Below are 19,099 nucleotides of genomic sequence, written 5' to 3' on the forward strand. Positions count from 1 at the left end.
CGCCCGCGTCACTCCGTCTCGGGCACGTAGCTCAGGATGTCGCCCGGCTGGCAGCCGAGCACGCTGCAGATGGCGTCGAGCGTCGAGAACCGCACCGCTTTGGCTCGCCCGTTCTTCAGGATCGACACGTTCGCCACGGCGAGGTCGATCGCCGAGGCCAGGTCGGTGACGCTCATCTTCTTCTTCGCAAGCTCCACGTCGAGGTTGATCACGATCGGCATCAGATCACCTCGGCGAGTTCGCTCTGCAGGCGGATGGCCGTGTGCAGCAGTCGGCGCATCACGCCGACGAGCAGGGCGAGGGCGGCGCCGACGCCCGCCGCAGCGCCGCACAAGACGAGGAGGGACGGTCCGGCGGAGATCGGAGCCACCCCCTGCAGGGCGGCGAAGAACACGAAGCCCGCGGCTCCGAGCGCCGCGCCGACCACGAGTGCGCCGACAGCGATCCTCACCCAGGGGTCGGTTCGGCCCTGGTCGTCGAAGATGGCGTCACCCGGAACGAGGGCCACGAGCATCCACGCGCTCAGCAGGACGACTTCGACCGCGACCGCTCCCGCGATGATGAGTGCGGCCAGCACGCCGGCTGGAAGGCCTTCCAGGGTCTCCGAAGCGAGCGCGACCGAGGTGACCTGAGCGGCCAGGGCACCGGCGAAGAGCAGGACCAGCAGCACCCGCAGCGTGAGCAGACTCGAACGGGACATCGGCACTCCATATCGAAAAGCGTGCAATAGGTATCGATATTCGATACGTTAACGATCGCAAGACTACCGCAAAGAGAGATCGGATGCCCATGCCAACACCGCAGAACCCGGATTTCGCCGTCTGGGACGCCTACTTCGAAGCCAATACGGCGCGCCACACGCGCCTCGACGCGATGATCCCGTGGCAGTCGGTCTGCCTCCTCCCACCCGCCGACGTCGTCGCGATCGCGCGTTCGCTGCAACGTTTCGAACTCGGCGAGAGCGGCGAGGGCAAGGGCCTGCTCGGCAAGGCGGCGCGACGGAACGACCCCGCCTACGACTCGGCCCTGGTGCGTTTCATCGGGGAGGAGCAGAAGCATTCCGCCCTCTTCGCCGCCGCCCTCGAACGGTTCGGCGAGAGCCGGCTGACCTCGCACTGGTCGGATGTCGCGTTTGTCGTACTGCGCCGGATGCTCGGGCTCCGCACCGAGGTGATGCTCTTCCTCATCGCGGAGACGACGGCGATGGAGTACTTCGGCGCTCTCAGCCGGTCGGCCGACCCGGTCATCCACGGGGTGGCCCGGCGGGTGCTGACCGACGAGGTCGAGCACGTGAAGTTCCAGGTCGACCAGCTGCGGGCCGGCTTCGAACACACGCCCCGGGCGGGACGGATGCTCGCGGCGGGCGCCGCCTGGCTGGTCGCTGTAGGAGCGGCCACTGTGCTCGCGCTCGATCACGGGCCGGCGATGCGCTCCCTCGGGCTCCCTCCCGCCGTGTTCTGGCGGCGGGCGCTCCGCCAGTTCGGGCGCGCGGTGCCTGCGGCGTTCCGGCTGGGCGCGGAGGCGGTGCCGTTCGGGCCGGCCGTCGACTCGATCGAGTACTTCTCGGGCGAGTACGAGCGTCAGGCGCCGCGGGTGTAGTACCCCGCGGCGAGGTCTTCCCGGAGTCCCGGGTGGGTCGGCGTCCAGCCGTACCGTTCCTGGGTGAGGGCGCTCGACGCGGACATGTCGAAGCCGAAGAACATGCCGATCCAGCCGAAGTGGTCGGCCGCGGCATCCGGAGCCACCGACTCTGTCGGAACACTGAGGGCGTCGCCGATGGCCGCCGCGATCTCGCGGGTGCTGATGCCTTCCTCGCCGACCGCGTGCACGATCGCGCCGGCTTCGGCCTGCTCCAGTGCCAGCCGCACGAGCCGGGCGGCGTCGGCGCGGTTCACGGCTGCCCAGCGGTTGGCGCCGTCCCCGACGTACCCCGAGACGCCGCGGTCACGGGCGACTCCGGCGATCGTCGAGATGAAGCCATGGTCACCCTCGCCGTGCACGGTGGGCGCGAAGCGGAGGGCGACGGGGCGCACTCCGCGGGAGGCGTATTCGAACGCGAAGTTCTCCCCGCCCCCGCGGGGGGCATCGGGGCCGACCGCCGGTGAGGCGTCGTTCTCGGTGACGGCGCGGCCCGGGGTGAGCCCGGCGACGCCGGCCGCGAACAGCAGCGGGCGGTCGGAGCCCGCGAGCGTGTCGCCGAGGGCGGCGACGGCGGCCCGTTCGGTGCGCCCGGCCCCGGCCATGTCGCTGAAGTCGTGCTTGAAGCCGAGGTGGATCACTCCGTCGGAGGCGGCGGCCCCCGCCCTCAGGCTGTCGAGGTCGTCGAGACTGCCCGCGAGCGGGGTGACGCCTGCGGCGGTGAGGGCGTCGGCCGACGCCTGGCTGCGGGCGAGACCGGTCACGCGGTGACCGGCATCCAGAAGTTCGGGGATGACGGCCGAGCCGATCCAGCCGGAAGCGCCGGTGACGAATACATGCATGATGCAGAGCTCCATTCCTCCGGCTCGTGGGCCGGAGCATCCATGTCAGTTGCTGACATCAAAACCGTAGCACACCATGTCAGTCACCGACATCACTTTCTCCGCCCTCGCTAGAATGGGCACATGGGACGATGGGAACCGGGCGCCGAGGGCCGCCTGATGCAGAGTGCCATGGAGCTCTATGTGGAGCGAGGGTTCGAGCAGACCACGGCCGCGGAGATCGCCGAGCGGGCCGGCGTGACCGAACGCACGTTCTTCCGCTACTTCACCGACAAGCGCGAGGTGCTCTTCGGCGGTGCGGTGGAGCTCAGGCGGGTCGTTCTCGAGGCGATTGTGGATGCGCCGACCACGGCTCCGCCCCTCGACGCCGTTCTCGCGGGGATGTTCGCGGGCGCCGCCCTGATCGGCGTCAACCGGGGCTGGTCGCGGCAGCGCGCTGCCCTGCTCGCGGCGAACCCCAGCCTGATGGAGCGCGAACTGCTGAAACTCTCGGCGCTCGGGGAGTCGGCCGCCGACGCGCTCCGGCAACGCGGAGTCGCTCCTCTCACCGCGCGGCTGGCCGGGCACACGGGGGTCAGCGTGTTCTCGATCGGCTTCGACACCTGGGTGGGCGACGACTCGCCGGGCGACTTTCCCGCGTGCATCCGTCTCGCCCTGGCCGAGCTTCGGGAGCTGACCGCCGACGCTTGAGACTTTCTGCAGCGCGCGCAAGCCCTGTCGGAGTTCCTGTGTGCCGGGTGAGACTACTGACCCGCCCCTCTTCCGGAAGGACCGCTCATGGAGCTCACCCGCCGCCAGATCCTCATCGGAGCGGGAGCCGCCTCGCTGCCGCTCCTGCTCGCCGGTTGCGGCTTCGCGCCGCCCGCCACGACCTCCGGAGGCGGTGCGACCGGCTCGTCCGGCGGCGCAGCCACCGGCACCCTCACGTTCACGACCTGGGGCACCGACGCCGAACTCGCGGGCTTCCGCTCGGCGATCGACCGCTTCCAGCAGGCGAACGCCGGGGCGACGGTGAACCTCAACGCGGTGCCCTACGCCCAGATGTTCACGAACATCGACGCCCAGCTGCAGGCGGGGAACCCGCCCGACATCTTCCGGGTTCCGTACTACACGTTCGGCAGCTATGCGGGGCGCGGGCAGCTGCTCGATCTCAGCACCTACCTGCCCTCCGGCTTCAGCGACACCTTCACCCCGGCCGCCTGGGCCGCTGTACAGAACAAGAGCACGCCCTACGGTGTTCCCCACCACACCGACACCTCGGTCATCCTGTACAACAAGGCGGCCCTCGAGACGGCCGGCGTCACCAGTGTGCCGACCACTCTCGACGACGCGTGGAGCTGGGACGAGTTCGAGGGTGTGCTGCAGAAGCTCCGCACGTCGCTGCCGGCCGACAAGTACCCGTACGCCGCCAACTGGCAGGGGAACGGGGTCACCCGCTGGCTCAGCTGGCTGTTCGAATCCGATGGCCGGTTCCTGGCCGAAGACCTGGTCGCACCGGCGATCGACTCGGATGCGGGCCGCCAGGCTGTCGACTTCACGAAGAACTTCTTCAGCGCCAACTTCGTGCCGCAGAACAACTCGGTGAAGTCGACGACCCTCGCCAGCGACATCTGGTACGCGCAGACCTCGGCGATGGTGTCGGCGGGTGCGTTCCTCATTCCGGATGCCGCGTCGACGCTCGACTTCGAATGGGGCGCCACTTTCTCCCCCCGCAACGTGCGTTCGGCCGGGGACTTCGGTGGAAACGCCCTCGTCGCGACCAAGGCCACCGCCAACCCGGACCTCGCCAGTGCCTTCCTGCAGTTCGTCACCCAGGAGGACGAGATGCGGCAGTTCTGCGCCGGGGCCTCGCTGCTGCCGACCCGGGCGGACCTCACCGCGAGCGGCATCGACTTCGCCGTGCGCCCCGAGCTCTCACCGGTGTTCGTCGGGCAGGCGTCGAGCGTGCAGGCTAAGGATTCGGGCCAGGTCACCTCGCCGTCGATGTCGAAGATCATCACGGTGCTGCAGGACCAGCTCGAGCAGGCCTTCGTCGGCGGACAGAGCACCACGGACACGCTCTCGGCGATGACGACAGGGATCGCAGCCGCGACGGCCGGGTCATGACCGCGGCCGTGGGCCTGGGCGCGGGCGCAGCCGCCGCTGCGGCCGTGTCTGGCGCGCCTTCCGCATCGGACGCGCGCACGGCGAGCCCCCGCCACCGCGGCCGCAGCCGTGCCCGCGAATCGCTGGCCGGGTACGCCTTCCTCACCCCGAACCTCCTGCTGCTCGGCGTCTTCGTCATCGTGCCGCTGGTGTCGGCAGTGGTCATCAGCTTCCAGCGCACCGACGGTTTCGGCGCCGGCACGTTCACCGGCATCGACAACTACGCGCGGCTCGCCACGGACCCGGTGTTCTGGCGGTCCACCCTCAACACGGCACTGTTCACCGCGATCGTCACCCCTCTGTCGATGCTGCTGGGCCTCGGAGCGGCCGTGCTGATGAACTCGGTGCTTCCGGCGCGTGGGTTGTTCCGCAGCATCCTGATCCTGCCGATGGCGATCTCAGGGGTCGCGACGGCGCTCATCGGCGTGCTGGTGTTCGACCAGAACAACGGCGTGCTCGACAAGCTGCTGAAGGCCGTGGGGCTGCCGGCCGTGGAGTGGCAGTCGGGCGGCGCGGCGGCATTCGCCTCCGTCGTCATCGTGACGCTGTGGTGGCGGGTCGGCTTCAACATGCTGATCTACCTGGCCGGCCTCCAGGGCATCAGCCCGGAGCTGTACGAGGCGGCGCGACTCGACGGCGCCGGCGGATGGCAGCGTTTCCGGTTCGTGACCGTCCCGCTGGTCGGCCCCTCGTCGTTCTTCCTGCTCATCATGAACGTCATCTACTCGTTCCAGGTGTTCGACATCGTCTTCGTGCTCACCGGCGGGGGGCCCCAGAACGCGACATCCGTTCTCGTCACCTACGCCTACAACAACGGCTTCGTCACTCGCGATCAGGGCTACGCCGCCGCGATCGGTGTCGTGCTGCTGGTGCTGACGCTCGTCTTCACCGCCGTGCAGTGGCGGGTCAGCCGCACCCGTGACCTGGTCGACTAGGAGCATCCTGTGACCGAGACCCTCCGCTGGCGCGTGATGCGCCTCGCCCTTGCCGTCGTCATCTCGATCATCGTGATCTTCCCGCTGTACTGGATGATCGTGGTGGCCTTCTCGACCCGCGCCGACCTGCTCGGCGGCGAGCTCCGCCTCTGGCCCGAAACACTCACACTGGCGAACTTCGAGCGGGTGTTCGCGGCGTTCCCTGTGGCGACCTGGTTCGGCAACTCGGCCGCCATCGCGATCACGGTTTCGCTCATCACGGTCGCGGTGAACCTCCTGGGCGGGTACGCGCTCGCCCACCTGCGGTTCCGCGGGTCGACGGTGCTCTTCCTGATCGCTCTGGCGACGCTGATGATCCCCGTGCAGGTGATCATGGTGCCGCTCTTCGGGCTGGTCACCGGGCTCGGGCTCTACGGAACCTACTGGGCGGTCATCCTGCCGACGGCCGCCTCGGCGTTCGGACTGTTCCTCGCCCGGCAGTTCATCCTCGCGATCCCCCGGGACCTGATCGAGGCAGCGCGGATGGACGGGGCCGGCAACTGGAGGGTGTTCACCCGCATCATCCTGCCGCTCTCGAAACCCCTGATCGCGGTGCTGTTCTTCATGAGCCTGCTGCAGACCTGGAACGACTTCGCCTGGCCGCTGATCGCCCTGAAGCAGAATGCGCTGTTCACGTTGCCGATCGGGCTGCTCTACCTGCAGGGCCAGTTCGGCGCGGACTACGGCGGCACGATGGCCTTCGCGATCATCAACGTGCTGCCGATGGTGGTGCTGTTCCTGGTGTTCCAGCGGTACTTCGTGCAGGGCTTCGCGCGGAGCGGGATCCGCTGACCCGGGCCTGACCCGGCCGCTGACCCGGCCCGTCGCTGGTCAGAGCGGCTTCCGCATCTCCATCTCCTGCTGGTGCGGGTTCAGGATGTACGGGAACAGCATCCCCGTGGCGACATACCCGCGGCTCTCGTACGCCGCGATGGCCCGCGCGTTCCCGGTGTGCACGTGGAGGTAGAGCGCATCGGCCTCGCCGCGCGCCCATTCCTCGACCCCCGCGAGCAGCAGATCGGTGACCCCCGACGCCCGTCCACGGTACGCGGGGGAGACGAAGACGCCCACCAGCATCGGACCCGTCGGGTCGAGGTAGCCGCCCATCGTGCCGACCCAGCGTCCGCCCGCCCCGTTGGTCGCGCCCGAGCCCGCTCTCTCGCTCTCGCTCGCGCTCTCGTCGATCGCGGCGAGGGCCGTGCCGCGCGGATTCTCGCCGCGACGTGCGCGTTCACGCCAGACGCGCTCACTGTGCCCCTCCGCCGCGGCGAGCGTCTCGCCGAACGCGATCGGAGTGTCGGCCAGCATCTCGAGCCGGAGGGCCCGCACTGCGGCCCAATCGGACTCCCTGGTGCGGCGGACGCTGATCGACGGGCTGTTCACTCTCCCAGCCTAGGGTGACGGCGTTCGGCGCGGGTGACCTCTGCGGTGCGCGAAAATGGATCCTGTGACCGTGACGATTCTGCCCGCCGACTGGAACCACCCCGACAGTGAGCGTCTTCGACGCGCCCAGCGGGACGAACTCGACACCCGGTATGGCGCAGACACCGAACCGGGAGTGAAACCGTCCGCCGACGACATCGCCGTGTTCCTCATGGCACGTGACGAGAACGGTGAGGCGGTCGGGTGCGGCGCGCTCCGGATGCTCGGCCCGTCCGAAGCGGAAGTGAAACGGATGTTCGTGGCGCAGCCGGCCCGGGGCAGCGGTGTCTCCACGGCGATCCTCCGCGCCCTCGAAGCGGAGGCCACCGCGCGCGGAATCACGACGCTCAAACTCGAGACGGGCCCCGCGCAGCCCGACGCCGTGCGCTTCTACACGCGGGAAGGGTACACACGCATCCCCCTCTTCGGTCACTACGTGCACTCGGAGGGCTCGCTCTGTTTCGCCCGCGACCTCGCCGCCGACTCGGCCGCCGACTCGGCCGCAGACGTGGCCGCCGACTCGGCCGCCGCGGCCGCCGCGGGTTCGGCAACTCCTCCCGCCTGATCTGCTGCGTCTGACCTGCTAGTACCGATGTGCTGCTCCTGACCTGCTAGTACCGATGTGCTGCTCCTGACCTGCCGCGTCGTGCGGCGTTCGTTCGTTCGTTCGTCCGTCGAGCTCTCGTTTCTGCTGGTCGCATCCAAGGTCTGATCCGGAAGCCCTCAGAAGGGTGCTGGTGTGTCGGGTCCGTTGTCGAATCGGACTTGGGGTGGGGCGAGGGGTGTGGGGTCGACGGTGTATTGGTGGCCGGCGGGTGAGGTCCAGGTGATGGTGCCGTCGGGGGTCTGTTCGATTGTCCATTCGGTGTGGTGTTTGACTTTGTGGTGGCTGCTGCAGAGGGGGCTGAGGTTGCGAAGTTCTGTGGTGCCTTCGTTGTTCCAGGGGATGGTGTGGTCGAGGTCTGCGGTCGCTGAAGGTTCGGGGCAGTGGGGGAAGGTGCAGTGGGTGTGGGTGAGGCGGATGAGTTCGTCGAGGTCAGCGGGTGGTTTGTATTTCTGTCGTCCGTAGGCGAGGGCGCAGCCGGTGGCGGGGTCGGTGAGCACGCGGGTGAAGCTGGGTGCGTTGCGGGTGAGGTGGAGGGCGGTGAGCTGGTCGATGGGTCCGTAGCCTTCGAGGTTCGCCCAGCCGTGCCCGCCGGCACCGTTGCGGAGGTCGTCGAGGTCTGCGTCGGTGAGAGCGGTGTCGGTCGCGCCGGTGTTGGCGGTGTCGCTGCCGCTGCCGGGGCCCGGGGTGGCGTCGCTGCCGGTGCTGGAGTGGGCGTGATCGCGATTCCTACTGCTGCTGTCATTGTCACGTCCATCGCCACTGTCGCGGCTACTGCTGCTGCCCTCGCTGTTGCTGACCGTCGGTGCGGGGCCTGTTCCGGTGCCGGGGATTGGGGCGCGGCTGCTCGCCCTGAGGCTGCTGGGGCTGGTGGTGCTGCTCGCCCGGGGGCTGTCGGGGGTGCCGCTGTGGAGGAGGGTGAGGGCGGGGACGGTGACGTGGATTCGGGCGCGGATGCCGGGGGTGGTGCCGGGGGTGGTGGGTTCGGCGTTGAGGAGGAGGTCGGTGAGGGTGTCGACGCGGAGGTGGGTGATCGTGCGGGGGTCGCCGGATTGTTTGGTGGAGCGGGCGAGGTCGGTGGCGCGGTTGTGGATCGCGACGGCTTCGACGGCGGGGATGTAGAGGGTGAGGTAGGCCATGCCGTCGGTGGCGGGGTCAAGGTCCAGGCGTCGCCGGTTGGCGGCGTCGAGGTGGCGTTGCACGGCGGTCGTGGGTTGCGCGGTTTCGGTGGCGGCGCGGGCGAGCGTGTCGAGGCGTTGCACGGTGACTGTCCGGGCGTGCGGGAGCAGGGCGTGTTCGTACGCCGGGAACGAGGCGACAGGCAACGTGTGGCTGTGGTGCACGATCTTCTCGGCGTGCCGGTAGGAGATCGCACCGGAGTGGAGGGCTGCCCGGGTGGCGGTGAACGGGCCGGCCAATCCTTCGCTGGTGTGCAGGAGCCGGCGGGTGTCGTTCTCTGACAGGTGGAGTGCGACGGCGAGTTCGGTGATGATCTGCCGTTCCACGACCATGTCGGAGGACCATTGCGGGCCGCCGGTGAACGAATCGACCGTGTGCAGCGCGGTCCCCGCTTGGCGGGCGACTTCGATGAGGTCGGTGAGGAGGGCGTGGGCGGCAGCGACGGCTTTGTGCTGCGTAATGACAGCGGACACCGCGGCCGCGAAACGGTCACGCTTCGACGGAACCGCAGATGGAACCGCGGACGGCACCGCAGATGGAACCGCGGACGGCACCGTGGCCGCTACCGCCGGCACCGCCGCCACCCGCCCCGCCACCGGCGAGGCCGGCACGCGGGCGGCGGGCGGTGGTGCCGCCGCTTCCGGCCGATCAATGATGAGGGATTCTCGTGTCATGGGTCAAGCCAACCATGATCCACCGACCGCCGCAGCCGAAAACCAGAACTGGTGGATAAGTCGCGAAACACGCCACCTGTGGAGGAGAAGAGGCTGCGGCCGAGGGGGTCGAGCGACGCAGGGAGAGAACGAAAACGAGGGATGCGCGACATCCACATCTCCGCTAATGTGTACGATGTTCACTTGCTGCGCGCCGGGCGTGGCGTGGAATAAACGCCGCTCCGTCCGCCTTCTCCCGAGGAGCCTGACGGCTCAGCTTCGACCTCCCGCGTCGAAGTCCGCACTGCACTCCCGCTTGAACCGACAGGAGCCCTGGTGTCCGACAAGACCCTCCCCGATACACGATCTGCGCAGGCACCGCAGGCACCGCAGAAGCCCCAGCGCCCCAGAACCGAGACCCCGGTCATCCAGAGCGACGAAGAGGCCCGCCTGGCCGCCCGCAACAAACTCGTCATCGGGATCCTGCTCGTCAGCGCGTTCATCGTCATCCTGAACGAGACCATCATGAGCGTGGCGCTGCCTCGCCTGATGGAAGACCTCAGCATCCCGGCCGAGTCGGCCCAGTGGCTCACGACGGCGTTCATGCTGACCATGGCCGTGGTCATCCCGATCACCGGCTTCCTGCTGCAGCGTTTCAACACCCGCCCCGTGTTCATCGCCGCAATGGGGTTCTTCAGCATCGGCACCTTCGTCGCAGCCATGGCGCCCGGCTTCGAGGTGCTGCTCGTCGCCCGCGTCATCCAGGCCTGCGGCACTGCGATCATGATGCCTCTTCTGATGACGACGGTGATGACACTGGTGCCCGCCTCCTCCCGCGGACGCACCATGGGCAACATCTCGATCGTCATCTCGGTCGCGCCGGCCATCGGCCCGACCATCTCCGGCCTCATCCTGAGCGTGCTCGACTGGCGCTGGATGTTCTGGCTGGTGCTGCCGATCGCCGTCGCCGGGCTCATCCTCGGGGCGCTCCGCATCCCGAACGTCACAACGCCGCGCAAGGCACCGTTCGACCCGCTGTCGGTCGTGCTCTCGGTGTTCGGTTTCGGCGGCCTGGTCTACGGTCTCACCACCATCGGCGGCGCGAACCAGGTGAGTTGGATGCCCGCCTGGGGTCCGCTCGTCGTCGGGCTGGTCGCGCTGGCGCTGTTCGTGCTGCGACAGCTGCAGTTGCAGCGCACGGACCGCGCGCTGCTCGACCTCCGCACGTTCCTCTCGAAGAACTTCACCCTCTCGATCGTGATGTTCGCGATCAGCATGATGGCGCTGTTCGGCACGCTCATTCTGCTGCCGCTGTACCTGCAGAACGTCCTGCGGCTCGACACGCTCTCGACCGGGCTGCTGCTGCTGCCGGGCGGTCTCGTGATGGGTGTGCTCGCGCCGTTCGTGGGCCGCATCTACGACAGGCGCGGGCCGACGGTGCTGCTCGTTCCCGGTGCGATCATCGTGAGCGCTGTGCTCTGGTCGCTGACCATGGTCACCTCGACGACGCCGGTGCCGCTCATCCTGACCGCGCACATCGTGCTGAGCGTCGGTCTCGCGCTGATGTTCACCCCGCTGTTCACGGCCAGCCTCGGTTCGCTCAAGCCTGCCCTGTACTCGCACGGCAGCGCCGTCGTCGGAACCGTGCAGCAGGTCGCCGGCGCGGCCGGAACCGCGGTGTTCGTGACGCTGATGTCGTCGCGGGCGGCGTCGCTCGTGGCGACGGGATCCGACCCGATCCTCGCTCAGACCGACGGGATCCGGGCGGCGTTCCTCGTCGGGGCGATCGTCTCGCTGGGAGCCGTCGCGGTGTCGTTCTTCGTGCGGAAGCCGGTCGACCAGCCGGGGGGCGCCCCGGCCCCGATGGGGCACTGAGCCCGGTCGCGACATCCGCGACATCCACTGGGCCGGCTGCTGCCCGGTCAGGTGGCAGCAGCGGCACCGGCCGCCTCGCGGGCGCGCGGATGCCAGAGCGAGACGAACGAACGAATGGACGAGCCTCAGCGAACACGGCTCAGCATGACGTGCCGTATGGCCCGAGGCTCGCCCGTTCGTCTGCGATCGGGGCCGTGGTGTCCGCGAAAGCGGCTGGGCGTCGGCCGTCGGCCCGGGGCCCGCACTACCTACGCGAAGATGCGGAACCCGTTGGCGACGCGGTTCACCGGCACGAACACGGCGAGCAGCGGCACGATGATGCGCAGCATGTAGACGATCACCGTGATGTCGGCCAGGTCGAAGATCAGGAACAGCACGAGAGCGACCAGCCCGAAGAGCAGCGTGCGGAGGGCTGTGCGCACCCAGTCCACGAACAGCAGGCTGAAGCCGACCGCAACCAGCACGAGCCCCGTGTCGACGACGAACGCGCCGAGCAGCGGGTTCTCGACCAGGTGGGCGATGCTGAAAAGCACGATCCCGACGGCCCACATGGAGACGAATGCCAACCCGGCGACCGGCTTCGGCAACGCCTTGCCCGGAGACCTGACCACGATGTTGTCGACCATTGCGCTGTAACTCCTCGTTGGGGGGATCGTCGTAAACCTCCCCTGAGCTTATCCTGCAACGGCAACCCCTCTCGGCGATCCTCGCCCGCGGCTACGCTGGATGGATGACCGGCAATCCCGCATCCCAAGCCGCACGCCAGGCGGAGAGCAGCCCGGTGTTCCGCGTGCTGGCCCGTCTCGGCTACGCGGTCAACGGCCTCCTCCACGTGCTGATCGGCGTCATCGCCCTCACCGTTGCGTTCGGTTCCGACGGCGGCGGCTCGGCCGACCAGTCCGGAGCGCTCGGCCAGCTCGCCTCGAACCCCGCCGGCCGGGCGCTCCTCTGGGTCATCGTCGTCGGCCTCGTCGCGCTCGGTCTCTGGCAGGTCGTCGCCGGGTTCCAGGTGCGGAACAGCGACCCGAAGAAGGCGTGGGGCAAACGCGTCTCCGAGTTCGGAAAGGCCGTGGCCTACCTCGCGGTCGGAGCAACGGCCCTCACGTTCGCGCTCGGCGGCTCGAAGAGCTCCTCCGAATCGAGTCAGAGCGCCAGCGCGACCGCTCTCTCGACGCCCGGCGGTGTCTTCGCGATCGTCGCCGTCGGGTTGGTCGTCGCCGGCATCGGCGTCTTCTTCGTCGTGCGCGGCATCACCCTCCGGTTCACGAAAGACCTCGCTCTCCCGCCGAAGCCTGCCGGCACCCTGGTCGTCGTGCTCGGCGCGGTCGGGTACATCGCCAAGGGCATCGCACTCGCCGTGGTCGGCGTGCTGTTCGTCGTGGCCGCCGTCACGTTCGATCCGTCGAAGGCGACGGGATTGGATGGCGCCCTGAAGGCGCTCGCGGCCCTCCCGTTCGGCACGGTCATCCTGACCGCCGTTGGCATCGGCCTCGTCGCGTACGGCGCCTACCTCGGTGCCCGTGCCCGCTGGGGAAAGCTCTGATCGGCGTGCGACTACTGGTTGTGGGTGCGGGAGCGGTCGGCGGGTTTTTCGGCGGCCGGCTCGTCGCGGCGGGGCGCGATGTGACCTTCCTCGTGCGACCGGCCCGCGCCGCAGTCCTCGCCGCGGACGGACTCGTCGTGCGCACTCTCGAGGGCGACGACCTGCACCTGCCCGACCCGGCGACGGTGACGGCGGACGGGTTGGCCGGCGCCGGCCCGTTCGATGCGGTGCTGCTGTCGGTGAAGGCGTACGCGCTCGAGCAGGCTCTGGATGACCTGGCCCCCGCCATCGTCGGTAACACTTTCATCGTCCCCGCGCTCAACGGCCTGCGTCACATCGACGTTCTGCGCGAGCGCTTCGGCGGTGATCGCGTTGTCGGAGGAGTCTGCGTGGTCGCTGCCCAGCTCGACCCGGACGGCGGCATCCGCCAGGTCGGAGCGGGCAACAGCCTCACATACGGCGAGTTCGACGGTTCGGTCAGCGAGCGGATGCTCGAACTCGACTCCTCGCTCACAGGCGCCGGTTTCGGTACCCGCGTTTCACAGACCATCGAGCTCGACCTCTGGGAGAAGTGGGTGATGCTCGCCTCGGGCGGCGCTCTCACGACCCTCTTCCGCAGCACCGTCGGCTCGATCGTCGCCGCACCCGGCGGCCCGGGCGTCGCCACGGGACTGGCCGAGGAGTGCTTCGCCGTCGCCACTGCCGCCGGCTTCCCTCCTCGGGAGAAGCAGCGCCGGTTCGTGCTCGGCACCCTCACGGCGGAGGGCTCGGCGTTCGGAACGTCGATGTTCCGCGACCTGATGGCCGGCAACGAAGTGGAGTCGGAGCAGATCGTGGGCGACCTGGTCGCTCGCGCCGCCGTTCTGGGTGTGCCGGTGCCGCTGCTGTCGCTCGCGCACACCAACCTGTCGGTCTACCGGGCAGAGCGGGCGGCGCGGCGGGGGTAGCCCTAGGCTGGATCCGACCGCCCGTGGGGGCAGAGAGGTGGGCTCCAGTGGACCCGATTTCCGGAGGCCTCGGCCTCATCGGCCTGATCATCTTCATCGTCACCGTCGTGTCGATCGTACGGAACCCCAACCACGGTGCTTTCGGAAAGTTCCTCTGGATCCTCGCCGCCTTCTTCCTGAACATCATCGGCTCGATCCTCTGGCTGGTCTTCGGCCGCGGCCGCGTGCGCAACTGACCCACCGGTGGAGAGCGATGAAGCGCGCAACAGCGCTGCCGGGGCGGCTGTGCGGCAGCGGCTGGCATCGGCCGGCGACGAGACGGTGGCGATCAGTTCGCTGGTGAAGCTCGAGTGCCTCGTCGGGCCGTTGCGGAACGCCGATCTCGCGCTCGCGGACCACTACCAGCGGGCGTTCGAGCGTTTTGCGATCGTGGAACTGTCAGACGCCCAGTACCTGCGTGCCGCCGAACTGCGGGCCCGCCATGCGATCGGGACGCCTGAGGCACTTCATCTCGCCGCGGCGCAGGGCGCCGGCTGCAGGGAGCTCTGGACGGCTGACTCGCGCCTGGCGGCTCTCTCCCACGGCCTGGCGGTCGACGTACTGGCCTGAATCGGGCGACTGGCCTGAGTCCGGCGACTGGCCTGGGCCGTTCCAGCGATCTCAGGGTGTGCGGGAGCGCTTCGCGATCATCCGGGGGGCGATCCAGACGAGGGCGACCGTGCCGACGATGGCCCGCACCGCAGCGAACACGAGAACCCACCAGCCGAGGCCGTTCGCGCCGAGGAGCAGGCCGATGCCGATGAGCGCCAACGCGACATCCGCGGCGTACGGGACCTTGAGCCAGAACATCAGTCGCCGGGTCGGATCCATGGTCCCATTCTGCGCCTCCCGCAGGAGACCCCGGTCACGGGGTGGCCCGGCTTCTTTGTAAGGTGACTGTGGGAACGAGGGCGCACCGCGGCGGCCCCCGGACCGTTGGAGGGACGATGGCGCGCTCAGGGCGTGGAGCAACGATGCAGGATGTCGCCGCGCTCGCCGGTGTCTCGGTGAAGACCGTCTCGAACGTGCTCGCGGGCTATGAGCACGTCTCGGAGAAGATGCGCACGCGGGTGATGGATGCCGTCGGGGAGCTCGACTACGAGATCAACGTGTCGGCGCGGAACCTGCGGGTCGGCAGCACGAAGGTGCTCGGCCTGGCCGTTCCGGAGCTCAGCCAGGCCTACTTCGCCGAACTGGCGGATGCGGTCATCCGGGCCGCCGGCGCCCGCGGGTACACCGTGCTGATCGAGCAGACGATCGTCGATCGGTCGGCGGAGATCACCGCGGTGTCGGCCATGCGACGGCACTCGATCGACGGGCTCATCTACAGTCCGCTGGCAATCGGCGCGGCCGATGTCGCCCAGCTCGACGTCGACTTTCCGCTGGTCGTTCTCGGTGAGCGGGTGGAGGGGAGCCGGGCCGACCACGTGACGATGTCGAACGTGCAGGCGATGAGAGCCGCCACGACGCATGTGCTGGAGCTCGGACGCCGACGGATCGCGGTGATCGGGGCACAGCCCGACGGCCCGGTCGGCACCGCGGCATCGCGCCTGCGGGGGTACACGGAGGCGCTGGCGGAGTTCGGGATCGCCGTCGACCCCGAACTGGTTGTGACGGCGGCGCTCTGGCACCGCACCTACGGTGTCGAGGCGATGGACAGACTGCTGGCGAGCGGAGTCGACTTCGATGCGGTGGTCTGCTTCAACGACGCCCTGGCCCTCGGGGCGATGAGGTCGTTGCACAAACACGGCAGGCGGATCCCCGCTGACGTGATCGTCGTCGGCTTCGACGACATCGAGGACTCGGCCTATTCGACTCCCTCGCTCACCACGGTCTCGCCGCAGCGCGACGAGATCGCCCGGCGGGCGGTCGAGATCCTCGTCGACCGCATCGAGGGAGACGCCGTGCGCACCGAACCGCAGCACGTCGAGACGGGATATCTGCTGGTGGCCCGCGAATCGTCGAGCGTCGGTTGAGCCGCGCTCCCCGATATCGATCGCGCAGGTTGACAGAGCCGTCCGCGTCGCTTACTGTCTCATTTACATCGATGTAAATTTGATGTCCACCACTCGAAACGTTCCCACACACAGGCGTTGGGAACAGTAAGCAGGTACTCAGTGAAGAAGCTGATCGGAGTCGTCGCGGCAGCCGCTGTCGTGGCCGTGGGACTCTCTGGCTGCGCAGGATCATCCAACGACCAGGCGGCCGGCGGAAAGGTCGCCCTGACCTTCTGGCACGGCTACACCGAAGCCGACGGAGGCGTGCTCGACGACATCGTCACCGAGTTCAACGCCTCGCAGAGCGACATCACGATCTCCACCCAGACCAAGACCTGGGCCGTCATCGACGACACCCTCCTCCCGGCGCTCAGCTCGAAGAACGGTCCCGACATCGTTGCGATGACGTCCGACCGACTCCCGGTCTACGCCGAGAAGAAGGCCTTGGTCGACCTCGACGACTTCTACGCGCAGCCCACGAGCAACACCGACGCACTGAAGCCGGAGGCGGTCGCCATGGAGACGGTCGACGGCAAGAAGTACGGCGTGCCGAGCGGGTTCGTACCCCTCTCGGTGATCTACAACAAGACGCTGTTCGCCCAGGCGGGCATCCAGACCTTCCCGACCACCTGGGACGAATGGGTCGCCGACGCGAAGAAGCTGACCATCGACGCGAACGGCGACGGCACCCCCGAGCAGTACGGTCTGGCCCTGCCCGACCACGCGACGGTGGGCAACGGCATCTGGCCGAGCCTGTTCGAGGGCAACGGCGGATCCATCACCAGCGACGACGGAACCGAGTCGACCATCGACTCGGCTCAGAACGTCGAGACGCTGACGTACTGGTCGAAGGCGATCCAGAACGACAAGATCTCGCCGACCGGCCTCGACGGCATCGCCGCCGACAAACTCTTCACCGCCGGCAAGACGGCGATGGAGGTCGGCGGACCCTGGATGGCCGGGGTCGCGACATCCTCGAACATCGACTACGGCATCGCGGCGATCCCCGCCGGCCCGAAGGCGCAGGCCGCCTCGGCGATCGGAATCTCGCTCGGCGTCACCGCGCAGACGGATGCCGCCAGCCAGAAGGCTGCCGAGACGTTCCTCGCCTACTTCAACGACAAGACCACCGCGACGAAGTGGTCGCTCGGCTCCGGCTGGCCGCCGCTCCGCACGGATGTCACGGCGGCGGATGTCTCGGCCAACGCGACCGTCGCGAGCCTCACTGAGATCGCACCGAACACCGTGGCCCTGCTGCCGGGCGTGGTGAACAGCACCGACGTGCTGACGGCGATCGACACGGCCACGCAGAAGGCCGTGGCCGGTGGCGACCCGAAGGCGTTGCTCTCCGAGGCCTCCACGAGCATCCAGAAAGCACTGAAGAACTGACATGACCACCAAGCACCTCGAGCGGCCGGGCACGAACCGGGGGGCCCGCCACTACCGGCCCCCCGGCCAGCTCGGCGGCCGGACCCCTCTGAACGGCACCTTCAAGCGGCGCGCCACCATCGTGGGTTTCCTCGCGCCGGCCCTGATCGTGCTCGCGGCGTTCGTCGGCTGGCCGATGATCTCGGCACTGCAGCTCTCGTTCACCGACGCCAGCGGGTTCGGCACGCCCGAGTTCGTCGGGCTCGAGAACTACCTGCGGGTGTTCACAGACCCCGATATCGTGCAGTCGATGGGCAACACGGCGCTCTACGCGGTGCTGTTCACGCCGGTCGCGATCGTCGTGGCCCTGCTGCTCGCGCTGGTGATCAACAGCCCTCGACTGCCGTTCCGGGGGTTCTTCCGCTCGACACTGTTCCTCCCGTTCATCGTCTCGTTGGCCGTCGCGGCCTTCGCGTGGTCGTACCTGCTCGACCCGCAGGTCGGCCTGCTGAACTACTGGCTGCAGGCGGTCGGCATCCGCATCGGGAACGTGCTGCAGGATCCGGTGCTCGCGATGCCGACGGTCGTGCTGGTGGCGGTGTGGAAGAACTTCGGGTTCTACATGGTGATCTTCCTCGCGGGGCTCCAGGAGATCCCGACAAGCCTCTACGAGGCCGCCCAGCTCGACGGGGCGAACGGGTGGAAGCGGTTCACCAACGTGACGTTCCCGATGCTCAGCAACACGATGGCCTTCGTCGTCATCGTCGCGCTGATCGCCGCCCTCCAGGCCTTCGACCAGATCTACATCCTGACCAGCGGCGGCCCGTACCGCAGCACGGAGACGATCGTCATGCAGATCTACCAGTCCGGGTTCAAAGACCTCGACCTCGGGTTCGCGTCGGCGCTGTCGTACGTGCTGCTCATCGTCACCCTGTTGCTCAGCCTCGCGCAGTTCCTCTTCTTCGGCCGCCGCGGAAAGGACACCGAATCATGACCACGCTCGCCCACCCGCGCGTTCTCACCGCGAGCCGCGCCGCCGTCGGGCGTCGACGGCGGGACCCGGCCCGGTGGATCTTCTTCGCCGCCTTCCTCCTCGTGACGCTCGCCATCATGCTGCCCGTGATCATCATTGTGCTCACGGCCTTCAAGCCCGCGTCGGAGGTGAACGCCTATCCGCCGACGCTCTTCCCCCACCAGTGGACGCTCGACAACTTCCAGGCGATCTTCTCCGAGCTCCCGTTCGCCCGCCTGATCCTGAACAGCTTCGGCTTCGCGGGCGGGGTGACGGTGTTCGCCCTGGTCTTCGATTCGCTGGCCGCCTACGCCCTCGCCCGCCTCGACTTCCGAGGATCCCGCATCCTGCTGATCGTCATCATCGCCAGCCTGATGATCCCGTTCCAGGCGACGCTCATCCCCATCTACCAGCTCGTGTCGCAGCTCGGCTGGGTGAACACCTTCGCCGGCCTCATCGCCCCGCGGGCCGCCGATGCGTTCGGCATCTTCTTCCTCCGGCAGTTCTTCGTGTCGCTCCCGCGCGACCTCGACAATGCGGCGCGGATCGACGGGGCATCCGAATGGCGCGTCTTCCGGAGCGTGGTGCTGCCGAACGCCGTCCCGGCTCTGCTGACGCTCGGCATCTTCACGTTCGTCAACAACTGGAACGACCTGCTCTGGCCGCTGGTGTTCACCACCGACCAGGAGATGGGCACGATCACCTCCGGCCTGACCCTGCTGACCGGGCCGGGTGGCATCATCCCGCAGGGCGTCATGATGGCCGGCGCGCTGATCGCGGTTCTCCCTCTGGCGATCATGTTCCTGCTCGTCCAGCGCCGCTTCATCGAGAGCGTCGCGAGCACCGGACTCAAATGACAGA

At 68.4% G+C, this 19,099-nt stretch carries 22 protein-coding genes; 15 read left to right on the plus strand and 7 right to left on the minus strand.

Annotated features, from left to right (window positions below; genetic code table 11):
* Positions 1-8: 8 nt before the first annotated feature.
* A complete protein-coding gene (locus FB464_RS14965; RefSeq protein WP_116416333.1) occupies positions 9-221 on the minus strand; it encodes a helix-turn-helix domain-containing protein in 213 nt (70 codons plus the stop codon).
* The gene (locus FB464_RS14970) at positions 221-700 is read right to left on the minus strand and encodes a DUF2975 domain-containing protein (RefSeq protein ID WP_116416332.1); all 480 of its coding nucleotides are present in this window, start codon (positions 698-700) and stop codon (positions 221-223) included. Before FB464_RS14970 ends, FB464_RS14965 begins: the two co-directional genes overlap by 1 nt.
* A gap of 83 nt (positions 701-783) precedes the next feature.
* On the opposite strand from FB464_RS14970, the gene FB464_RS14975 reads away from it, so the two are divergent.
* Positions 784-1,599, plus strand: coding sequence for a ferritin family protein (locus tag FB464_RS14975; RefSeq protein WP_116416331.1), 816 nt, complete (start codon positions 784-786; stop codon positions 1,597-1,599).
* On the opposite strand, the gene FB464_RS14980 is transcribed toward FB464_RS14975, so the two are convergent.
* The gene (locus tag FB464_RS14980; RefSeq protein ID WP_116416785.1) at positions 1,581-2,480 is read right to left on the minus strand and encodes an SDR family oxidoreductase; all 900 of its coding nucleotides are present in this window, start codon (positions 2,478-2,480) and stop codon (positions 1,581-1,583) included. The two genes, FB464_RS14975 and FB464_RS14980, sit on opposite strands and share 19 nt — an antisense overlap.
* A gap of 123 nt (positions 2,481-2,603) precedes the next feature.
* Here FB464_RS14980 and FB464_RS14985 point away from each other — a divergent pair, with 123 nt between their 5' ends.
* The 4 genes from FB464_RS14985 to FB464_RS15000 all read left to right on the plus strand — a co-directional run bounded on the left by FB464_RS14985 (position 2,604) and on the right by FB464_RS15000 (position 6,391).
* A complete protein-coding gene (locus FB464_RS14985) occupies positions 2,604-3,170 on the plus strand; it encodes a TetR family transcriptional regulator (RefSeq protein ID WP_116416330.1) in 567 nt (188 codons plus the stop codon).
* Positions 3,171-3,257: 87 nt separating this feature from the next.
* Positions 3,258-4,586 carry an ABC transporter substrate-binding protein gene (locus FB464_RS14990; RefSeq protein ID WP_116416329.1) on the plus strand — a complete coding sequence of 443 codons (1,329 nt, stop codon included), beginning with the start codon at positions 3,258-3,260 and terminating at the stop codon, positions 4,584-4,586.
* On the plus strand, positions 4,583-5,560 hold the full coding sequence (locus tag FB464_RS14995) for a carbohydrate ABC transporter permease (RefSeq protein ID WP_116416328.1): 978 nt from the start codon (positions 4,583-4,585) through the stop codon (positions 5,558-5,560). The genes FB464_RS14990 and FB464_RS14995 overlap by 4 nt, the downstream gene beginning before the upstream one ends.
* A 9-nt stretch (positions 5,561-5,569) precedes the next feature.
* Positions 5,570-6,391: a carbohydrate ABC transporter permease gene (locus FB464_RS15000; RefSeq protein ID WP_246093081.1), complete on the plus strand. Its 822-nt coding sequence runs from the start codon at positions 5,570-5,572 to the stop codon at positions 6,389-6,391.
* Between the two features lie 39 nt (positions 6,392-6,430).
* Here FB464_RS15000 and FB464_RS15005 read toward each other — a convergent pair whose 3' ends face one another.
* On the minus strand, positions 6,431-6,982 hold the full coding sequence (locus FB464_RS15005) for a GNAT family N-acetyltransferase (RefSeq protein WP_246093082.1): 552 nt from the start codon (positions 6,980-6,982) through the stop codon (positions 6,431-6,433).
* 70 nt (positions 6,983-7,052) lie between these two features.
* Between FB464_RS15005 and FB464_RS15010 the strand changes: the two genes are divergently transcribed.
* Complete coding sequence (locus FB464_RS15010; RefSeq protein ID WP_246093083.1) at positions 7,053-7,586, plus strand: GNAT family N-acetyltransferase; 534 nt, start codon at positions 7,053-7,055, stop codon at positions 7,584-7,586.
* A gap of 158 nt (positions 7,587-7,744) precedes the next feature.
* Here FB464_RS15010 and FB464_RS15015 read toward each other — a convergent pair whose 3' ends face one another.
* Positions 7,745-9,478, minus strand: a complete 1,734-nt coding sequence (locus FB464_RS15015) for an HNH endonuclease signature motif containing protein (RefSeq protein ID WP_142206729.1) — start codon at positions 9,476-9,478, stop codon at positions 7,745-7,747.
* Positions 9,479-9,793: 315 nt separating this feature from the next.
* On the opposite strand from FB464_RS15015, the gene FB464_RS15020 reads away from it, so the two are divergent.
* The gene (locus FB464_RS15020) at positions 9,794-11,332 is read left to right on the plus strand and encodes an MDR family MFS transporter (RefSeq protein WP_116416325.1); all 1,539 of its coding nucleotides are present in this window, start codon (positions 9,794-9,796) and stop codon (positions 11,330-11,332) included.
* 248 nt (positions 11,333-11,580) lie between these two features.
* Here FB464_RS15020 and FB464_RS15025 read toward each other — a convergent pair whose 3' ends face one another.
* On the minus strand, positions 11,581-11,958 hold the full coding sequence (locus FB464_RS15025) for a hypothetical protein (RefSeq protein WP_116416324.1): 378 nt from the start codon (positions 11,956-11,958) through the stop codon (positions 11,581-11,583).
* Between the two features lie 104 nt (positions 11,959-12,062).
* On the opposite strand from FB464_RS15025, the gene FB464_RS15030 reads away from it, so the two are divergent.
* Genes FB464_RS15030 through FB464_RS15045 form a run of 4 tightly spaced genes read left to right on the plus strand, consistent with a single transcriptional unit; the run spans position 12,063 to position 14,431 of the window.
* On the plus strand, positions 12,063-12,875 hold the full coding sequence (locus FB464_RS15030; protein ID WP_116416323.1) for a DUF1206 domain-containing protein: 813 nt from the start codon (positions 12,063-12,065) through the stop codon (positions 12,873-12,875).
* Between the two features lie 5 nt (positions 12,876-12,880).
* Entirely contained in the window at positions 12,881-13,822 is a 942-nt protein-coding gene (locus FB464_RS15035) for a 2-dehydropantoate 2-reductase (protein WP_116416322.1), read from the plus strand.
* Positions 13,823-13,869: 47 nt separating this feature from the next.
* A complete protein-coding gene (locus tag FB464_RS15040) occupies positions 13,870-14,058 on the plus strand; it encodes a PLDc N-terminal domain-containing protein (protein ID WP_116416321.1) in 189 nt (62 codons plus the stop codon).
* 7 nt (positions 14,059-14,065) lie between these two features.
* On the plus strand, positions 14,066-14,431 hold the full coding sequence (locus FB464_RS15045) for a type II toxin-antitoxin system VapC family toxin (protein ID WP_116416320.1): 366 nt from the start codon (positions 14,066-14,068) through the stop codon (positions 14,429-14,431).
* A gap of 51 nt (positions 14,432-14,482) precedes the next feature.
* Here the strand turns inward: FB464_RS15045 and FB464_RS15050 are convergent, their stop codons facing one another.
* Complete coding sequence (locus FB464_RS15050; protein ID WP_116416319.1) at positions 14,483-14,692, minus strand: hypothetical protein; 210 nt, start codon at positions 14,690-14,692, stop codon at positions 14,483-14,485.
* Between the two features lie 143 nt (positions 14,693-14,835).
* On the opposite strand from FB464_RS15050, the gene FB464_RS15055 reads away from it, so the two are divergent.
* The 4 genes from FB464_RS15055 (at position 14,836) to FB464_RS15070 (ending at position 19,095) form a co-directional block, all read left to right on the plus strand.
* Positions 14,836-15,837, plus strand: a complete 1,002-nt coding sequence (locus FB464_RS15055; RefSeq protein ID WP_246093084.1) for a LacI family DNA-binding transcriptional regulator — start codon at positions 14,836-14,838, stop codon at positions 15,835-15,837.
* A gap of 141 nt (positions 15,838-15,978) precedes the next feature.
* Positions 15,979-17,247 (plus strand): ABC transporter substrate-binding protein, encoded by a 1,269-nt coding sequence (locus FB464_RS15060; RefSeq protein ID WP_116416317.1) that lies wholly within the window; start codon positions 15,979-15,981, stop codon positions 17,245-17,247.
* Between the two features lies 1 nt (position 17,248).
* Positions 17,249-18,220 carry a carbohydrate ABC transporter permease gene (locus FB464_RS15065; protein ID WP_116416316.1) on the plus strand — a complete coding sequence of 324 codons (972 nt, stop codon included), beginning with the start codon at positions 17,249-17,251 and terminating at the stop codon, positions 18,218-18,220.
* Complete coding sequence (locus FB464_RS15070; RefSeq protein WP_116416315.1) at positions 18,217-19,095, plus strand: carbohydrate ABC transporter permease; 879 nt, start codon at positions 18,217-18,219, stop codon at positions 19,093-19,095. Before FB464_RS15065 ends, FB464_RS15070 begins: the two co-directional genes overlap by 4 nt.
* Positions 19,096-19,099 lie beyond the last annotated feature (4 nt).

The organism is Subtercola boreus (genome assembly GCF_006716115.1).
Classification (GTDB): Bacteria; Actinomycetota; Actinomycetes; order Actinomycetales; family Microbacteriaceae; genus Subtercola; species Subtercola boreus.

Bases quoted from the DNA above. Each gene is read 5' to 3' on its own strand.
- FB464_RS14965 (WP_116416333.1), bottom strand. From the start codon at position 221: ATGCCGATCGTGATCAACCTCGACGTGGAGCTTGCGAAGAAGAAGATG.
- FB464_RS14970 (WP_116416332.1), bottom strand. From the start codon at position 700: ATGTCCCGTTCGAGTCTGCTCACGCTGCGGGTGCTGCTGGTCCTGCTC.
- FB464_RS14975 (WP_116416331.1), top strand. From the start codon at position 784: ATGCCCATGCCAACACCGCAGAACCCGGATTTCGCCGTCTGGGACGCC.
- FB464_RS14980 (WP_116416785.1), bottom strand. From the start codon at position 2,480: ATGCATGTATTCGTCACCGGCGCTTCCGGCTGGATCGGCTCGGCCGTC.
- FB464_RS14985 (WP_116416330.1), top strand. From the start codon at position 2,604: ATGGGACGATGGGAACCGGGCGCCGAGGGCCGCCTGATGCAGAGTGCC.
- FB464_RS14990 (WP_116416329.1), top strand. From the start codon at position 3,258: ATGGAGCTCACCCGCCGCCAGATCCTCATCGGAGCGGGAGCCGCCTCG.
- FB464_RS14995 (WP_116416328.1), top strand. From the start codon at position 4,583: ATGACCGCGGCCGTGGGCCTGGGCGCGGGCGCAGCCGCCGCTGCGGCC.
- FB464_RS15015 (WP_142206729.1), bottom strand. From the start codon at position 9,478: ATGACACGAGAATCCCTCATCATTGATCGGCCGGAAGCGGCGGCACCA.
- FB464_RS15025 (WP_116416324.1), bottom strand. From the start codon at position 11,958: ATGGTCGACAACATCGTGGTCAGGTCTCCGGGCAAGGCGTTGCCGAAG.
- FB464_RS15030 (WP_116416323.1), top strand. From the start codon at position 12,063: ATGACCGGCAATCCCGCATCCCAAGCCGCACGCCAGGCGGAGAGCAGC.
- FB464_RS15050 (WP_116416319.1), bottom strand. From the start codon at position 14,692: ATGGATCCGACCCGGCGACTGATGTTCTGGCTCAAGGTCCCGTACGCC.
- FB464_RS15055 (WP_246093084.1), top strand. From the start codon at position 14,836: ATGCAGGATGTCGCCGCGCTCGCCGGTGTCTCGGTGAAGACCGTCTCG.
- FB464_RS15065 (WP_116416316.1), top strand. From the start codon at position 17,249: ATGACCACCAAGCACCTCGAGCGGCCGGGCACGAACCGGGGGGCCCGC.
- FB464_RS15070 (WP_116416315.1), top strand. From the start codon at position 18,217: ATGACCACGCTCGCCCACCCGCGCGTTCTCACCGCGAGCCGCGCCGCC.